This is a genomic window from Streptomyces durocortorensis (assembly GCF_016901035.1).
Lineage (GTDB): Bacteria > Actinomycetota > Actinomycetes > Streptomycetales > Streptomycetaceae > Streptomyces > Streptomyces durocortorensis.
In genome coordinates this window covers 39347-57374 of the sequence record NZ_JAFEUF010000010.1, presented here as the reverse complement: position 1 = coordinate 57374, position 18028 = coordinate 39347, and the positions used below count along the sequence as shown (strand labels likewise).

Genomic DNA, 18028 nt, shown 5'->3' with positions numbered 1-18028 from the left:
CCCCGCCCCCCCCCCCCCCCGGGGCGGCGGCACGTTCCCGCGGGGCCCGGCCCCCCCCCCCCCCCCCCCCCCCACCCCCCCCCCCCCGCCGCGCCCCCCCCCCCGGGCGGGGAGAGCGGAGAGGTGATCGATGGGCGTCGCGGGATCCTTCCCCAGCTTCGCGGGGAGGCCCCCCGGCCCGGTCATGGACCGGGAGGAGGCGGACCGTGCGCTGGCCAGGCTCGGCGCGGAGCACGAGGCCATCGAGACCTCGCTCCTCGCGCTCCAGGACCATGCCGGCCGCCGGCTCCTGGAGGGCGCCGAGCTGACCGGCGTCACCCGGGAGCGCTGGGCCACGACCGAGCAGTCGATCACCCTGCTGTGGGGGTATTTCGACGCGTACGCGGGGGCCCTGTCGCAGGCCCGGGAGATCCGTGCGCGCCGCCGCCACCCGAACCGGGAGGACCTCACCGCGCTGACCGAACTGCTGCGCGGCGAGTCGGTCACCGTCGCCAACCCGGGGGCGGTGCCGCCGCCTTCGGTCGCGGGTCCGGCCCGGCTCTCCGAGCGGTTCTCGCTCCAGGAGCTGGTCGCCCGGATGAACGAGCTGTACGCCAGGTCGCTGGACATGGTCGTCGCCTCCGACTCCGTCTGGTCGGCGCTGCCCGCCCGGATCGACCTCCTCGCGGCCGAGCTGCACCGGACGCGGTCGCTGGCGCACTCGGTGGGGGTGCGGCCCGGTGAGCATCCGGCCGGGGACGATCTGGCGGAGATCACCGAGGAGCTGACGACGCTGCGGGTGCAGGTGATCTCGGACCCGCTGGCGTTCTGGCTGCCGGGCCCCGGCAGCGCCGCGCCCGGCGGCGGCCGCCCCGACACCTCGCGCTACGACCGGGCCGCCCGCGCCCTGGAGGACGTACGGCGGGAGATCGAGGCGGTGCTCGCGGTCCGGCAGGACGCGGAGGCGCGTCTGGTGCGGCTGCGGGACGTGCTCTCGCGGGCCGACCGCACCCTGACGGAGGCGCGGGCGGCGCGCGGCGAGGTGCTGGCGAAGATCGCCGCCTCCGAGGTGCCCGCGGTCAGCGGTCCGCCGACCGCTCTCCAGGAGCGTCTGGCGGCCGCCTCCGACCACCGCCGGCACGCCCAGTGGCACCGGCTCTCGCCGCTGCTGGAGTCCCTGGAGCAGGAGGCCGAGGACGAACTGCTGCGCGCCCGTGAGTCGTTGACCTCGGTGACTGCCCCGCTGGCGGTCCGCGCCGAGCTGCGCGGCCGGCTCGACGCGTACAAGGCGAAGGTGGCCCGGCACGGTCTGGCGGAGGATCCGCTGCTGATCGAGCGGTACGACGCGGCGCGCCGCATGCTGTGGAGTGCGCCGTGCGATCTGCGGGTCGCCGAGCAGGCCGTCCTGCGTTATCAGCACGCGGTCGCGGAGTTGCTGCAGCCGCGCCGGCCCGACGCACCCCAGGACGGCCGGGGCGCGGGCGAACAGGGGGAGACACGATGAGTACGCAGTGCCAGCGCCCCGCGTGCGAGGGGGCCTACGAGGACATGGGCGGCGGTGAGCTGTACTGCGACACCTGCGGTCTGGCGCCGGTCGTCTCGCCCACGGGCATGGTCTCCTCGCCGCCGACCGGGATCGCCGGGGGCGGCCGGGCGAGCAGCCGGGACAGCTCCTCGCAGCGCTCCGGCTCCCGCGCCTCCGCCCGGTCCTCGTCCCGTTCGTCGACCTCGCGCCGTTCGGTCTCCGGCCGGCTGTCGCGCTCGCTGTCCGGGGCGTCGACCTCCCGTTCGGTCTCGGTGCGCTCCTCCGGCTCGACGTCGGCGACCTCGGCCCGGGGGCGGCTCGGCGTCGGCCTGGTGGAGGTCCCGGACGTCCCCCGGCCCGATCCGCGTACGGCGGTGATGGAGCGGGCGGAGGTGCCCGAGCGCAAGCGGTTCTGCTCCCGTTCGGACTGCGGGGCCCCGGTGGGCCGTTCGCGCGGCGAGCGGGAGGGCCGCACCGAGGGGTTCTGCACCAAGTGCGGCCACCCGTACTCCTTCGTGCCGAAGCTGACCGGCGGCGACATCGTGCACGGCCAGTACGAGGTCGTGGGCTGTCTGGCGCACGGCGGGCTCGGCTGGGTGTATCTCGCGGTGGACCGGGCCGTCTCGGACCGCTGGGTGGTCCTCAAGGGCCTGCTGGACACCGGCGACCAGGACGCGATGGCCGCCGCGATCTCCGAGCGCCGGTTCCTCGCCGAGATCGAGCACTCCAACATCGTGCGGATCTACAACTTCGTCGAGCACCTGGACCAGCGCACCGGCTCGCTCGACGGCTACATCGTCATGGAGTACGTCGGCGGCAAGGCCCTCAAGGAGATCGCCAACGAGCGCCGCACCCCGGCCGGGAAGCGCGATCCGCTGCCGGTGGAGCAGGCCTGCGCGTACGGGATCGAGGCGCTGGAGGCGCTCGGTCATCTGCACAGCCGCAATCTGCTCTACTGCGACTTCAAGGTCGACAACGCGATCCAGACCGAGGACCAGCTCAAGCTGATCGACATGGGCGCGGTGCGCCGGATGGACGACGACGAGTCGGCGATCTACGGCACGGTCGGCTACCAGGCCCCGGAGGTCGCGGAGCTGGGCCCCTCGGTCGCCTCCGACCTGTACACGGTGGCCCGGACGCTGGCGGTCCTCACCTTCGACTTCCAGGGGTACACGAACGTCTTCGTGGACTCGCTGCCGGACCCGGACAGCATCGAGGTGTTCCGCGCCTACGAGTCGTTCTACCGGCTGCTGGTGCGGGCCACCGACCCGGACCCGGCCCGCCGGTTCGCCTCGGCGGCGGAGATGGCCGAGCAGCTGACGGGGGTGCTGCGGGAGGTCGTGGCGCTCCAGACGGGCCGGCCGCGCCCGGCCCTGTCGACGCTGTTCGGCGCGGAACTGCGCGTGGTCGACACGGAGTTGTTCGCCCCGCAGACGGACGACGTCTCGCAGCTGGGCGGCCGGGACACCGGCTCCGCGCGGGGCGGGCTGCTGGGCCGCCGCAAGGGCCGTGGCGGTCGGTCGGCCGGCATCCCGGCGCAGGGCGGCACCTGGCAGGCCCACGGCGGCACGGCTCCCCTCGCGCCGGGGGCCGTGACGTCCGCGGTGGCCGGGGCGCTGCCGGTGGGCGCGCAGCCGCCCGGCCCGGCGGGGACTCATGCGCCGGTTCCTGCGGGGGCTCACGCCGCGGGCCCTGCGGGGCCTCATGCGCCGGGCGCGGCAGGGGCGGCTCCGCTGGCCGCGCCGCCGACCCATGTCCGGGGCTCCGCGCCGGGCGGCGGGGCTCCGTTCCCGTACGCTCCCCCGGCGCACGCCCCCGTTCCGGCGCCCCGGGCGGCCGCCGAGCAGGCTCCGGACGCCTCGGCCGGACCGGGCGCCCCGACCGGACCGGGCGCCCCGACCGGACCGTACGGTCCCTTCGGAGCGACCGCCAGGGGTGTCCGGCTCGCCCTGTTCGACACCCGGGCCACCTCGCTGGCGCTGCCGGTCCCCCGGGTCGACGCGATGGACCCGAACGCCGGTTTCCTCGCCGGTCTGATGGCCTCCGCCCCGGCCGAGCTGATCACCGCCCTGCACACGGTGCCGGCCCCCTCGATGGAGACGCGGCTGCGGGAGCTGCGGGCCCGGCTGGAGATGCGGGAGCTGGATGCGGCCGCCCGTGCGCTGACCACCCTGGAGGGTGAACACGCCGACGACTGGCGGGTCGTCTGGTATCGGGGCGTCACCTCGCTGGTGACCGGCGACCACGAGACGGCGGCGCTCTCCTTCGACGCGGTCTACGACGCGTTCCCCGGGGAGATGGCGCCCAAGCTGGCGCTCGGAATCTGCGCGGAGGTGCTGGGCCAGTTGGACAACGCCGCCGAGTACTACCGCCTGGTGTGGGCGACCGATCCGGGGTTCGTCAGCGCCGCGTTCGGCCTGGCCCGGGTGCAGATCGCCGCCGGTGAGCGGGCCGGGGCGGTGAGCACCCTGGAGTCGGTGCCGGAGGCCTCGATCCACTACACGGCGGCCCGGGTCGCCGCCGTGCGGGCACGGCTGCGCGAGCGCTCGTACCGGGAGCCGCTGCTTGTCGATCTGACGGCCGCCGGGATCCAGGTGACGGCGCTGGGCGCCTTCGGTCTGGACCCGGTGCGCCACGAGCAGTTGTCGACGGAGGTACTGGGCAAGGCGCTGGACTGGGTACTCTCCGGTAGTCCCGGTGTCCCGGGGCCGGGCGGACCGGCCGCCGGTCCGCCGGACGCACGGAAGCTGCTCGGCGCCGAACTGGACGAGCGGGGACTGCGGTTCGGGCTGGAACGCTCGTACCGGATGCTCGCCCGGCTCGCACAGCGGGGCGACGAGAGGATCGAACTGGTGGAGCGGGCCAACCGTTTCCGCCCCCGGACGTGGGTGTGAAGATGTCACAGAGCCACCAGCAGCCCGCCCTGTCGAAGTGCCCCGGCTGCGAGGAGCCGTTGGACGCGGGCGACCTGTTCTGCGGGGCGTGCGGCTACGACCTCTCCGCCGTTCCGGCGCGCCCCGGTGACCGGCCCACGATGGCCATCACCGTGCCCCCGGCGGGGGCGGCCGCGCCGGCGGCGGAGGCCGTACGGTGGCCCGCCGCCGCGGAGACCGACAGCTCGGACGTGCCCGCTCCCGTGCACCGCCCGGCGGACCTGCCGGGGACGGACTCGGGCGGCAGGCCGCTGACGGGGCCGGAACACGGCCAGCAGCCGGTGCCGGAGCCCACCGGTGGGCCGGGGCCCGTCAGTGCGGCGGGGCCCGTTGGCGGGGCGGAGTCCTCGGCCGTTCCCGTGCGCCACGACGACCGGGCGGCGCAGGACGGTGCGGAGCACGCCGGTGACTTCGCGCTGGCCGCGCCCGACCCCCGTACGGCGGAACACGCCGCCGCGGCACCCGCCGCTCCCGCCGCCGGGGCGAAGGTCTGTGTGGCCTGCCGCTCCGGCCGGGTGGACCCCGACGGCTACTGCGAGAACTGCGGGCACGCCCAGCCCCGCGAGCGCGACCACATGGAGCAGGAGCTCGGCTCGGTGGCCGCGGTGAGCGACCGGGGCCTGCGCCACCACCGTAACGAGGACTCCTTCGCGGTGTCCTCGACCGCCCTGCCGGACGGTTCGCCCGCCGTCGTCGCGATCGTCTGCGACGGCGTCTCCTCGGCGAGCCGCCCAGACGAGGCGTCGGCTGCCGCCGCGAGCGCCGCCAACGAGTCGCTGCTGGAGTCCCTGCCGCGCGGTACGCATCCGCAGCAGGCGATGCACGAGGCGATCGTCGCCGCGTCCGAGGCGGTCAACGCCCTGGCGCAGGAGCCGGCCGGGGCGATGGAGCACGACGCGCACCGCCACCAGAACGCCCCGGCCTGCACCCTGGTCGGCGCGATCATGGCGGGCGAGCTGCTGATCGTCGGCTGGGTCGGCGACAGCCGGGTCTACTGGGTGCCCGAGGACCGCACCCAGCCGACCGCCCGGCTCACCGAGGACGACTCCTGGGCCGCGCAGATGGTGGCGGCCGGCCTGATGAACGAGGCGGAGGCGTACGCCGACGAGCGCGCTCACGCGATCACGGGCTGGCTCGGCGCCGACGCGTACGAACTGGAGCCGCACACCGCTGCGTTCAAGCCGGACCGGCCGGGCCTGGTGGTCGTGTGCACGGATGGTCTGTGGAACTACGCGGAGTCCGCCGAGGAGATGGCCGCCGCGGTCCCGGCCGACGCCCAGCAGCACCCGCTGCGCGCGGCCCAGGTGCTCGTCGGGCACGCGCTCGACGGCGGGGGCCACGACAACGTAACAGTGGCGCTCGTGCCGTTCGCCGTCCGGCCGCAAGGGGCAGGATCGGCCTGCGAAACCGTCTGAGCCTCAAGGAGCCGACCAGATGGCCAACTTCTCCAAGTCGACCGTGCCGCAGTTCTCCGTCGAGGTGTACCAGAACGCGTTCCTGCCCGAGGGCGGCCGTGAGGTCAACGCGATCGTCACCGTGACCTCGACCGGCGGCGGAACCACCGGCGGGACACCGCTGGCGGACGCAGGGCCCTCGCCCGGGTCCGGGGCGGGGCAGGGGCCGGGCGCGGCCGTGGTGCTGATGGTCGACTGCTCCGGCTCGATGGACTACCCGCCGACGAAGATGCGCAACGCGCGCGACGCGACGGCGGCGGCGATCGACACCCTGCGCGAGGGCACCCGGTTCGCGGTGGTCGCCGGGACGCATGTGGCCAAGGACGTCTATCCGGGCGACGGGCGGCTCGCGGTCGCCGACGCGCAGACGAAGGCCCGGGCCAAGGACGCCCTGCGGAAGCTGAGCGCGGGCGGGGGCACCGCGATCGGCACCTGGCTGCGGCTGGCCGACCGGCTGCTGAACTCCGCCGACGCCTCCATCCGGCACGGCATCCTGCTGACCGACGGCCGCAACGAGCACGAGTCCCCCGAGGACCTGCGGGCGGCTGTGGAGTCCTGCGCCGGGCGGTTCACCTGCGACGCCCGCGGGGTGGGCACCGACTGGGAGGTGAAGGAGGTCACCGGGATAGCCGCCGGCCTCCTCGGCACGGCCGACATCGTCGCCGACCCCTCGGGCCTGGCCGCGGACTTCACGCGGATGATGGAGAACGCCATGGGCAAGGAGGTCGCGGACGTCGCGCTGCGCCTCTGGACGCCGGTCGGGGTGGAGATCCGGTTCGTGAAGCAGGTCGCGCCGACCGTCGCGGACCTCACCGCGCGGCGTACCGAGGCGGGCCCCCGGGCCGGGGACTACCCGACCGGTTCCTGGGGTGACGAATCCCGCGACTACCACGTGTGCGTGCTGGTGCCGGAGGCCGGGATCGGCCAGGAGATGCTGGCGGCCCGGGTCTCGCTGATCCTGCCCGACCCCTCGGGCGCGGGCACGCCGCAGACGCTGTCGCAGGGGCTCGTACGGGCCGTGTGGACGGACGACATGGTGGCGTCGACGTCGATCAATCCGCAGGTCGCGCACTACACGGGTCAGGCGGAACTGGCACAGGTCATCCAGCAGGGCCTGGACGCGCGCAAGTCGGGCGACTTCGACGGCGCGACGGCGAAACTGGGGCGTGCGGTGCAGTTGGCATCGGCGTCCGGGAACCAGGACACTGCGAAACTGCTTTCGAAGGTGGTCGACGTCGTCGATGCCGCGACAGGTACTGTGCGACTGAAGGCGAAGGTCGCGGAAGCGGACGAGATGACCCTCGAAACGCGCTCCACCAAGACCGTTCGCGTCAAGAAGTAACACGGCGCGGTCATCCGATGACCACCGGCCGTGAGCACAGAGCAGCCATCCGCATTCGCTGAGCAACGACGCCGCGATCGACAGCATGACGGCCTCCGGGGCCGGAAGAGGAGAGGGGGAAGCGCCGACATGCCGACCTGCCCGAACGGACACCAGTCGGGTTCCGAGGACTGGTGCGAGGTCTGCGGACACCGCATGACGACCGGCGGTGCGCCCGCGGGCGCGGTGCCCCCGCCGCCTCCTCCGCCGCCCGCGCCCGGTTACGGCTACCCGCAGCCGGGCTCCGGCACCGGCGGCGGACAGCCCACCATGCAGGCGGAGCTCTGCCCGCAGTGCCGTACGCCGCGTGAGGCGATGGCGCCGTACTGCGAGGAGTGCCGCTGGAACTTCCTCACCAACACGGCGACCTCCTACACCCCGCTGGCCCCGCAGCACGGCACGCCCAGCGGCCCGCCGCCCGGCCTCAACCTGCCGCCCGGCTTCCAGGCGCCGGGCCCCGGCGGCCAGGGCGGTCCCGGTGGGCCTGGTGGCCAGCACGGTCCGGGTGGTCACGGTGGGCCCGGTGGGCAGGGCGGTCAGCCCGGCGCGCCCCAGCCGCGCGACCCGTTCGACTACCAGGGCTCGCGCCCCTCGCAGATGAACCGTCCCGCCGAGCCGCTCGCCCCCGAGCAGAACGGTCCGCACGGCAACGGCGGTCAGGGCGGGCCTCCGCCGCAGTCGTTCCAGCAGGGTCCTCCGCCGCCGCCCTCGTTCCAGCAGCAGGGCCCGCCGCAGCAGTCGGCGCCGTCGACGCGCTCGCCGTTCGAACCGCAGCAGCCGGCTCCCTCGGGGCACTCGCCGTTCGAGCCGCAGCAGGCCTCGCCCTTCGCGCCGCCGCAGCATCAGCAGCAGTCGGCGCCGCCCGCGCCGCCGCAGTCGTCGGGGCACACCGGCGGCGGGGACGACTGGATGCTGTCGCCGCCTTCCCAGGCCCAGCCGTCGCAGCCGCCCCAGCAGTTCCAGCAGCCGGACCCCTACCAGGGCCAGGGACCGGGACAGGGACAGGGACACCAGGGCCAGGGCCAGCCGGGTCCGGGTCGGCAGCAGGGTCAGGACCAGGGCTACGACCAGGGGTACGACCAAGGTCAGCAGCACGGCGGGGTTCCCGGTCAGGGCCGGTCCCAGGAGTCCGTGTCCTGGACCGCCGTGATCGCTCCGGACCGCGCGTACTTCCTGGCGATGATGCAGCGCAGCGGCCCCGAGGCGACCGGGCTGAACCTGCCCGCGTACTCCCCGGAGCAGCGGCTTCCGCTCACCGGCGGCCAGATCACCATCGGGCGTCGCCGGCAGAGCACCGGCGAGTCCCCCGACGTCGATCTGTCGGTGCCGCCGGAGGACCCGGGCGTCTCGCACCAGCACGCGGTTCTCGTGCAGCAGCCGGACGGCGGCTGGGCGGTCGTCGACCAGAACTCCACCAACGGCACCACGCTGAACGGCGCCGAGGAGCCGATCCAGCCCTACGTCCCCGTGCCGCTCCAGGACGGTGACCAGGTGCACGTCGGGGCGTGGACGACGATCACGGTCCGCCGGGACTGAACGGCACGCCCGGTCCGCCGGGACTGACACCGCCCGGATCTCCCGGACCGGTTCCACCAGGCACCAGGGCCCGTACACCGCGACGCGCACCGCCTCACCCGGCGGCGAGCGGCCAGGTGTACGGGCCCTGCGGGTCGTCGAGCCAGGCCCACTGCCGGCCCTGGCCGACGGTGATGCCGTACCTCTCCCGCTGCGGCCGCCCCTCGCGCTCCCAGAGCGAGAGGGCCTCGTGCGGATCGAGGGTGCCCGCGGTCAGCGTCAGCAGGAACCGGAACAGGTCGTCCCCCGCCACCCGGCGCGGCAGTCCGCCGAGGTGCGGCAGCCCGCCGGACAGCGGGAGCGCCCCGCGCAGGGGCACGAAGTACGCCGGGGTGTGCAGGAAGTGTCCCTCGGCGCGCGGGCCGTGCGCCGTCGCGTGGACCTGGAGCGAGACCAGGCCGGTGGCGAGCGGCGCGAGGATCCGCGCCCCCGGACAGCACTGTTCCGGCCAGCTCTGCGGCACGGACGGCAGGGTGCAGGTCGCGATGATCCGGTCGTACGGGGCGCGCTGCGGGCAGCCGCGGGCCCCGTCGCCGGTGACCACCGTCGGGCTGTACCCGGCCGCGGCGAGATGCCCGCGCGCCGACTCCGTGATCTCCGGGTCCAGATCGACGCTGGTCACCGCGGGGTCGCCGAGCCGGTGGGCGAGCAGTGCCGCGTTGTAGCCGGGGCCGGTGCCGATCTCCAGGACCGTGTGTCCGTCCGCCACGTCGAGGGCGTCGAGCATCAGGGCCATCAGGGACGGCTGGCTGGAGGACGAGACGAGTTCGCCGTCCTTGAGCCGGGTGGCCAGCGCTCCGTCCGCGTACACCCCGTGCAGCCAGCGGGAGCGCCGTTCGGGGTCGGGGTCCTCGCCCCAGAGGCGTTCGTAGCCCCGGATTCCGTGCACGTAGAAGAACGGCACGAACAGGTGGCGGGGCACCTCGGCGAAGGCGGTGCGCCAGGCCGGGTCGGTGAGCTCGCCCCGCGCGGCGATCTCCCGCACGAGGGCGTCCCGCGCCGCGTCGGCCTCGGCGTCGGGGGCGGACGGGGAGGGGCCTTGCCGGTACGCACCCATGTCTCCACTGTCCTGCGCCGGGGCCGTGCGGGCGAGAGGGGAAGCGCACGGCCGGATACCGGACGTTGGTCCTAGGACCGCTGACCTCGGCCGGTACGTCTGCGACCATGGACGGGTGACTGAGATTCCGCGCGACACGCTTCAGGAGCAGACCTTCTACGAGCAGGTCGGCGGCGAGGCGACCTTCCGGCGCCTGGTCCACCGCTTCTACGAGGGCGTGGCGGGCGACGAGCTGCTGCGGCCGATGTATCCGGAGGAGGATCTGGGCCCGGCCGAGGAGCGGTTCGCGCTGTTCCTGATGCAGTACTGGGGCGGCCCGCGCACCTACAGCGACCACCGGGGCCACCCGCGGCTGCGGATGCGGCACGCGCCGTTCCGGGTGGACCGCGCGGCCCATGACGCCTGGCTCGCCCATATGCGGGTCGCGCTTGACGAGCTGGGGCTCGCGCCCGAGCACGAGCGGCAGCTGTGGGACTACCTGACGTACGCCGCCGCCTCGATGGTCAACACCGCGGACTGATCGCTTCCGGGTGTCGGCGGATCACCTGCGGGCGACCGTGTGAACGATCCGTGACCGGATGCCTCCGGAATTCGACGCTCCACCTCCGGATAACGATCACGATCGCATCAAGGTGCGCCTGTAAGCGGTTACCGAAACCCGGGTGCCTCTGAAAGCATCACCGGTACGTCGGGGGGCGTGCGCATGCGGTGTTTCGGGGGCTGGGGGATCAGGTGACGGGTTTCGTCCTTCTGCGGGTTCGGGCTCATCGCCTGTTGCTCTCCGCGGCCGTCCTCGCCGTCCTGCTGACCACCTCCGTCCTGGCCGCGCTCACCGCGTTCTCGGGTTCCGTGGGGGACGCGGCCCTGCGCCACACGCTCACCCACGGGTCGGCCGCCTCCGCCGCCCTGGTCGTCTCCGCCTCGGTGGACCACGAACAGCGCGCGGAGGCCGACGAGGCTGTCCGCAAGGTCTCCCGCGACGCGTTCGACGGGCTGCCCGTGACCGTGGGGAAGCTGGAGAGTTCGGGGTCGTACGCGCTGCCGCGAAGCCTCCAGGACCCGGCCGCCCGGCGCGGCGAGCCCGATCTCACCCACTTCGCCGCCCTCGACCGCGACCGGGTGCGGATCACCGAGGGCAGGGCGCCCGCGGCGGCCCCCGGCCGCGACGGCACCGTCCAGGTCGCGCTGCCCGTCGTCGCCGCCGAGGCGCTGAAGCTGAAGCCGGGCGCGCGGCTCACCGTGACCGACCGGCTGCGCGAGAAGAAGCAGCGGGTGCTGGTCACCGGTGTCTACGAGGCCGCCGACCAGTCCGACCCGTACTGGCAGTTGGACCCGCTCGGCGGGCGCGGGGTACGCAAGCTCGCCTTCACGACGTACGGTCCCCTGCTCACCGATGCCTCGGTCCTCGCCTCGGGCGCGCTCGCCGGCGGGCAGACGTCCTGGCTGGCGGGCGCCGACTTCGCCACGCTCACCACCGGCTCCATGGAAGGGCTGCGCGAGGCTTCGGCGGGCGCCCCGAAGGCCCTGACGGCCGCACCGGTGTTCGCGTCCGGTGTCACCGCGCGGATGCCGCTGCCGACCGTGCTCGACCAGCTCGACCGGGCGCTGCTGGTCTCCCGCTCCACGCTGATGATCGTCGCGGTGCAGCTGGTGCTGCTCGCCGCTTACGCCCTGCTGCTGGTGGCCCGGCTGCTGAACAGCGAGCGGGACGGCGAGCGCGAACTGCTGCGGGCCCGGGGCGGTTCCCGCGGCCGGATCACCTCGTTCGCCGCGATCGAGGCGCTGTTGCTCGCCGTGCCCGCCGCCGTGGTCGCCCCGCTGCTCGCGGGACCGCTGACCGGGCTGCTGGCCGAGCGCAGCGCCCTGTCCCGGATCGGTCTCGATGTCGGCCAGGCCTCGACCGGGACCGTGTGGCTGGTCTCCGCGGCCGTCGCGCTGGCCTGCGCCCTGGCGGTGGTGGCCCCGTCGCTCACGGCCGGGGCGGGCGGGCGCAGGACCCGGGCCGCGTCGCTGCCGGGGCCGGCGGAAGCGGGCGCGGAACTCGGGCTGCTGCTGATCGCGGCGGTGGCGTACTGGCAGCTGGACCGGCAGGCCGGCGGCGGGGCGCTCACCGGTGACCGGGCGGGCAACCTCGGGATCGACCCCCTGCTGGTCACCGCCCCTGCTCTCGCGCTGCTCGCCGGGACGGTCCTCACCCTGCGGCTGCTGCCGCCCGCCGCGCGGCTCGCGGAGCGGCGGGCGGCCAAGGGCCGGGGGCTGCCCGCGGCCCTGGCGGGCTGGCAGTTCAGCCGCCGCCCGTTGCGCGGCGCGGGTCCGGTGCTGCTGCTGGTCCTGTCGGTCGCGATGGGCATGCTGGCGATCGGGCAGAGCGCCTCGTGGAACCGTTCGCAGTCCGACCAGGCGGACTTCGGCTCCGGCGCCTCGGTCCGGCTGGTGGGCGGGCACGGCAGCGGTCCGGCGTCGGCCGGCGCGTACAGCGAACTGGCGGGCGTACGGGAGGCGGCCCCCGCCCACCGGGCCACCGTGCAGACCTCCGGCGGGCGCACGGCCGAGATCCTCGCGCTGGACACCGCCCACGCGGACGAGCGGATGCTGATGCGCTCCGACCTCGCCGACGAGAGCCCCCGCCGGCTGTTCGAGGCGATCGCCCCGCGGAAGGGCCCGCGCCCCGGGCTCGTCCTCCCTAAGGGCAGCACCCGGCTGAAGCTGGACCTGCGGATCACGACGGTGTCGCCGAAGGGCTCCTCGCCGGCCGCCGGGGCCGGCGAGGAAGCGCCGGTGGTGACCGTGCTGCTGGAGGACCGCTACGGCCTCCCCTACCGCTTCCTGGCCGGCCCCGTGCCCGCGGACGGCCGCCCGGTACCGGTGTCCTTCCCGGTGTCGGCGGCGGGCGGTCTGGCCGTGACCGGCGTCGAGGTGGACGACGAACCACCCTTCGGGCAGGCCCAGAAGCGCCGGGTCGCGGTGAGCGACGTACGCGTGGTCACGGGCACGGGCCCGGGGTCCGGCTCGGGCTCGGGCTCGGGCTCGGGCTCGGGCTCCGGCTCGGGCTCGGGCTCGGGCGCCGACTCCGGCTCCGAACGCCCGGTGCCGGCATCCGGATCCGTGCGCTGGAACGCGTCGATGGCGCTCACCGAGTTCGGCGAGAACCGGCCGGGCAAGCCGCCCGTGCGCAACAGGGCCTCGGGCCTGCCGGACTTCACGTACGACACCGGCGTGGAGAGCGAGGACGTCTGGGAGCGGACCACCAGCACGCTGCGGATCACCGCCGACCGGCCGAAGGCGACGGAGATCAGGGCGGTCGCGACGGACGCCTACCTGAAGAGCACGAACGCGAAGCTGGGCGACGAGATCGACCTCACCCTGGCCGGGAACACCGTCCGGGTGACCCTGGCGGAATCGGTGCGGCGGCTGCCGACCACCGAGGCCGCCGAGCCGTCCGGCGGCGCGGGCCCGGCGGCGAACGGCGGCACGGACCCGGCGGCCGGCGGCGGCGCGGACCCGACGGGGGGCGGCGGCGCCCTGCTGCTGGACCTCAAGGCCGTCACCCAGGTCCTGGCCCAGCGGCAGACCGCCACGATCGAGGCGACCGAGTGGTGGCTGAGCGCCGATCCGGGCGACGCCGCGCAGGTGGCCGCCGCCCTCCGCGCGCTGCCGGACACCGACCCGGCCCAGGTGCTGGTCCGCACGGAGGCCGCCCAGCGGCTGGTGGACGACCCGCTGGGGGCGGGACCGCAGTCGGCGCTGCCGGCCGTCGCGGTGGTCGCCGCCGCACTGGCTGCGGTCGGCTTCGCGGTCAGCGCCTCGGGATCGCGGCGCGAACGGTCGGCGGAGCTCGGCGTGTTGCGGGCGCTCGGCGCCCCGCGCCGCCAGCTGGCCCGGATGATCGCCGCCGAACAGGGCGTGCTGATCGCCCTCGCCCTGCTGATCGGGCTCGGCATCGGCACGGTGCTGACCCGGGCCGTCGTCCCGCTCATCGTGCTGACCGGGCAGGCGGACCGGCCCGTTCCGCCGGTGCTGGTCGAGCTGCCCGCCGGGCAGGTCGCCGCGCTGCTGGCCGGGGTCGCCGCCCTGCCGCTCGTGATCGTCGCGACGATGGCGCTCCGCCGCGGGGATCCGGCGGTCACACTGCGCCACCAGGGGGACCACTGACATGAGGCACGGCAACCGGGCGGCGAGCGCCCCCTGGATACGGACCCGGCTGCGCACCGCGCCCGGCGCGGCGGTGGCCCTCGCGGTCCTGGTGCTGGTGACGGCGTTCCTCGCGGCGGCGTTCCCGCGGGCCGTGGACGCGTACGAGACGAAGGGGCTGCGCCACGACATCGGGTCGGCCGACGCGGGCCGCGGCGCCGTGGAGGTCTCCCGGCCGCAGCCCGGTCTCGAACTGCCGCAGACGCAGCGGGAGGCCGAGGCGCGGAGCCCCGAGCTGTCGCGGGTCGGCGGGGCGCTGCTGAAGGCCCTGCCCGCGCCGCTGCGCGCGGACACCCCGTCCGTCGCGTACGGCATACGCACCCTGAAGCCGGTCCTGGCGACCGAGCCCTGGCTGCCGAGGCCCGACACGGTGCCGCCGCAGCTCTCGTACACGGCGCAGACGGGGCTGAAGAAGCACGCCCGGCTGGTCTCGGGCGCCTGGCCGACGACGCCTGCCGCGGTGACCTCGGAAACGCGTGCGGTGCAGGGCACGGTCACCGAGGAGACGGCGGCCGCGCTGAACATGAAGGTCGGCTCGACCCTCCGGCTGCCCACCGCGGTCGGGGGTCCGCTGAAGGTGACCGTCACGGGCATCGTCGCCCCCCGTGACCCGCGCGGTAGCTACTGGTCCGCCGATCCGCTGGTGCGCACCCCGTCCCTGATCCCGGACCCCGCGAGCCCCTTCCCGCAGAACTACTGGACCGGCACCGTCCTGCTGGCCGAGGACGCCGGTCCGGCGCTCCTGGCCACCGCCACCGAACCGTCGCTGTTCTGGCGGTTCCCGCCCGACCCCTCCGCGCTCACCGGCCCCGACGGCGCGCGGCTGACCGCCGTCATCGCCTCGCTGGAGAGCGGACCCGGGCTGCTGAAGGTGCGGGCGATCGCCGGGGACACGGCGGAGGTCCTCACCGGGCTCGGGCACATCGTGCAGGCCAACGCGCGGATGCGGGACGCGATCAGCCCCGTGATCGCGGTGGCCGCGCTCGGCATCGGCTCCGTGGCGGCCGTCGTCCTGGTGATGACGGCCGCCCTGATCGCCGCCCGCCGCAAGGCCGAACTGGCCCTGATGCGCTCGCGCGGCGGCTCGCTGCGCGGTATCGGCGGCCGGCTGCTCGCGGAGACCGCGGTGACCGTGCTGCCCGCGAGCGCGCTCGGCCTGCTGCTCGCGGTGCTGCTCGTGGGCGAGGGCCGCTGGTGGCCGGCGGCGCTGGCGGCGACCGGTGTCGGGCTTCTCGTCTGCGTCGCGCTGCCCCTGCGGACGACGCTCCAGCACATCCGGCCCACCCTGCACGGCGCCCGCGAGGACATGGTGAGCGCCCGGCCCTCGCGCCGGCGGACCGTCGCCGAACTGACCCTGCTGGTGCTGGCGGTCGGCGCGGTGACGGCGCTGCGCCGACGCGGCACGTCGTCCGGAGGCGGCACCGACCTGCTGGTCAGCGGCGCACCCGTGCTGGTCGCGCTGATCGCGGCGCTGGTGCTCGTACGGCTCTATCCGCTGCCGCTACGGCTCGCCGCGCGCCCCGTGGCCCGGCTGCGCGGGGCGATCGGCTTCCTCTCGCTGGCCCGCGCCGGGCGTTCCGCGGCGGGCGGGGCGCTGCCGCTGCTCGCCCTGCTGCTGGCGCTGGCCACGGCGGCGTTCGGCGGTTCGGTGATCGCCGGCATCGGGGACGCGCGGGACGACGCGGCGCTGACTGCTGTCGGCGCGGACGCCCGGGTCAGCGGCAGGAGCGAGCGGGCGACGCTGCCCGGCGAGCTGGTCCGCACGGTGAGCGGCCTGGACGGGGTGCGGAACGCGGCCCCGCTGCGGATCGAGTTCGGCGTGACCATGCCGGAGACGGCGGCCGGTGACGGCGGTGCGGGCAGTGGTCCGAACGACAGCGGTACGGATACGGGCGCGGACACCGGTGGCGGCGACGCGGCCGGGGCGAGGGCCACGACCATGGTGGGCGTCGACCCGGCCTCGTACACCCGGCTGGCCCGTACGACCGGGCTGCCGGACTTCCCGAGCGGCCTGCTGAAGGCCACCGGCCCCTCGGCACCGCTGCCGAAGGGCGCGAAGTCCGGCCCTGAACGCGTACTTCCGGTCATCGCATCCCCGGCGGTGGCGGCCCGGCTGGGCAAGGAGCAGCACGCGGTCGACACCCTCTCCGGGGACTTCAAGGTCCAGGTGGTGGGCACCGTCGAGCGGGTGGCGTCGCTCGCCTCCACGAACTTCCTGATCGTCAACTCCGCTTCCTTGGAGGAGCGGGCGCCCACCACGCTGCTGCTCACCGGCGCCCCCGACCCGGGCAAGCTGCGCGCGGCGGCCGACAGGAGCGGCGAGGAGTTCGTCGTACAACTGCGATCCGAGGAGCGCGCGCGGTATGTGAACACCCCGATGCAGGCGGGGGCCGAGCGGATCTACCTCGCGGCCGTCGCGGCGGGGGCCGGGTACGCGCTGCTGGCCGTCCTGCTGTCGCTGCTCCAGACCGCGCCGGAGCGCAAGACGCTGCTGGCGCGGCTGCGGACGATGGGGCTCACCACCGGGCAGGGCAGGCGGCTGCTGGCCTTCGAGGCAACCCCGCAGGCGCTGCTGGCGGCGGGCGGCGGCCTGCTCACCGGCTGGGCGACCATCGTCCTGCTGTCCCCCGGCATCGATCTGGTGCCACTCGCGCTCGCGGGCGTCGCCGGATCGGACACCAGCCCCGTCACGCTGCGCGCGGACCTCTGGTCGCTGGCGCTGCCGGCCGCCGGGGTGGTGGCGCTCGCCGCCGCGGTCGCGGGCGTTCAGGCGTGGTGGGCGAGCCGCCGCGGATCGATCACCGAACTCAGGGCAGGAGACTCCCGATGACCTCGTCCACCTCCACGTCCGGCGGGACGGCAGGCACGGACCGCGCGGCCGAGACGACACTGGCCGAGCTGGAGCAGCGGGCCGCGGCCCGCCGGAACCGCCCCTCCTACGGGCATGACGCGCTGATCGCCTGCGACCGGGTGGTGCGGATCTTCACCACGGACGGGGTGGAGGTGCAGGCCCTCCAGGGCCTCGATCTGCTGGTCACCGAGGGCGAGTTGATGGCCCTGGTGGGGGCATCGGGCAGCGGCAAGTCGACGCTGATGAACATCCTGGCGGGGCTGGACGTGCCGACGGCAGGCTCGGCGAAGGTCGCGGGCTGCGATCTGCTGTCGATGGGCCCTAAGGAACGGCTGCGCTACCGGCGGGACGTGGTCGGGTTCGTCTGGCAGCAGACCGCCCGCAATCTGCTCCCGTATCTGACCGCGATCCAGAACATCACCCTGCCCATGCAGTTGCGCGGCGGGGGGAGCAAGCGTGAACGGGCGGCCCGCGCCGAGTCGTTGCTCGCCATGCTCGACATCGCGGACTGCCGCGACCGGCGGCCCCAGCAGCTCTCCGGCGGGCAGCAGCAGCGGGTGGCGATCGCGGTGGCGCTGGCCAACAACCCGTCCGTGCTGCTGGCGGACGAGCCGACCGGGGAGCTGGACTCGGCCACCGGGGAACAGGTCTTCGCCGCGTTCCGGCGCGCCAACGAGGAGTTGGGCACCTCGATCGTGATCGTCACCCATGACCAGGCGGTCGCGAACGAGGTGCGCCGTACGGTCGCCATCCGCGACGGCCGTACGTCCTCCGAGGTGCTGCGCCGGACGGAGGTGGACGCGGCGACGGGCCAGGAGTCGCAGGTGGCACGGGAGTACGCGATGCTCGACCGGGCGGGGCGGCTCCAGTTGCCGGCCGACTACACGCAGGCGCTGGGCATGGAGCACCGGGTACTGCTGGAGCTGGAGCAGGACCACATCGGCGTCTGGCCGGACACGCACGGGGCGTCGGCGGACGGTCCGGCTGAGGGCAGTCCGGCTGAGGGCGCACCGGAGAAGTAGCGGCGGTCGGGCGGCCCTTCAGCCACGCCCGACCGTGAGGCTGAGCCCACCGCGCCCGGC

10 protein-coding genes are annotated in these 18028 nt (G+C 75.0%); 9 read left to right on the top strand and 1 reads right to left on the bottom strand.

The features are described from left to right. Positions 1-130: 130 nt before the first annotated feature. The 5 genes from JS521_RS03945 (at position 131) to JS521_RS03925 (ending at position 8808) form a co-directional block, all read left to right on the top strand. The gene (locus JS521_RS03945) at positions 131-1483 is read left to right on the top strand and encodes a coiled-coil domain-containing protein (RefSeq protein ID WP_205081302.1); all 1353 of its coding nucleotides are present in this window, start codon (positions 131-133) and stop codon (positions 1481-1483) included. Beyond that, complete coding sequence (locus JS521_RS03940; protein ID WP_205081301.1) at positions 1480-4398, top strand: serine/threonine-protein kinase; 2919 nt, start codon at positions 1480-1482, stop codon at positions 4396-4398. The genes JS521_RS03945 and JS521_RS03940 overlap by 4 nt, the downstream gene beginning before the upstream one ends. A gap of 2 nt (positions 4399-4400) precedes the next feature. Continuing rightward, positions 4401-5852 carry a protein phosphatase 2C domain-containing protein gene (locus tag JS521_RS03935; protein ID WP_205081300.1) on the top strand — a complete coding sequence of 484 codons (1452 nt, stop codon included), beginning with the start codon at positions 4401-4403 and terminating at the stop codon, positions 5850-5852. Positions 5853-5871: 19 nt separating this feature from the next. Then, on the top strand, positions 5872-7233 hold the full coding sequence (locus JS521_RS03930; RefSeq protein WP_205081299.1) for a vWA domain-containing protein: 1362 nt from the start codon (positions 5872-5874) through the stop codon (positions 7231-7233). 129 nt (positions 7234-7362) lie between these two features. Then, on the top strand, positions 7363-8808 hold the full coding sequence (locus JS521_RS03925) for an FHA domain-containing protein (RefSeq protein WP_205081298.1): 1446 nt from the start codon (positions 7363-7365) through the stop codon (positions 8806-8808). 94 nt (positions 8809-8902) lie between these two features. Here JS521_RS03925 and JS521_RS03920 read toward each other — a convergent pair whose 3' ends face one another. Next, entirely contained in the window at positions 8903-9904 is a 1002-nt protein-coding gene (locus JS521_RS03920) for a methyltransferase domain-containing protein (RefSeq protein WP_205081297.1), read from the bottom strand. A 115-nt stretch (positions 9905-10019) separates the two neighbouring features. On the opposite strand from JS521_RS03920, the gene JS521_RS03915 reads away from it, so the two are divergent. The 4 genes from JS521_RS03915 (at position 10020) to JS521_RS03900 (ending at position 17968) form a co-directional block, all read left to right on the top strand. Continuing rightward, the gene (locus JS521_RS03915; RefSeq protein WP_003969111.1) at positions 10020-10424 is read left to right on the top strand and encodes a globin; all 405 of its coding nucleotides are present in this window, start codon (positions 10020-10022) and stop codon (positions 10422-10424) included. A 212-nt stretch (positions 10425-10636) separates the two neighbouring features. Continuing rightward, positions 10637-14056 carry an FtsX-like permease family protein gene (locus JS521_RS03910; protein ID WP_205081296.1) on the top strand — a complete coding sequence of 1140 codons (3420 nt, stop codon included), beginning with the start codon at positions 10637-10639 and terminating at the stop codon, positions 14054-14056. A gap of 1 nt (position 14057) precedes the next feature. Then, entirely contained in the window at positions 14058-16925 is a 2868-nt protein-coding gene (locus tag JS521_RS03905) for an ABC transporter permease (protein WP_205081295.1), read from the top strand. Continuing rightward, positions 16922-17968, top strand: a complete 1047-nt coding sequence (locus JS521_RS03900; protein ID WP_205081294.1) for an ABC transporter ATP-binding protein — start codon at positions 16922-16924, stop codon at positions 17966-17968. The genes JS521_RS03905 and JS521_RS03900 overlap by 4 nt, the downstream gene beginning before the upstream one ends. Positions 17969-18028 lie beyond the last annotated feature (60 nt).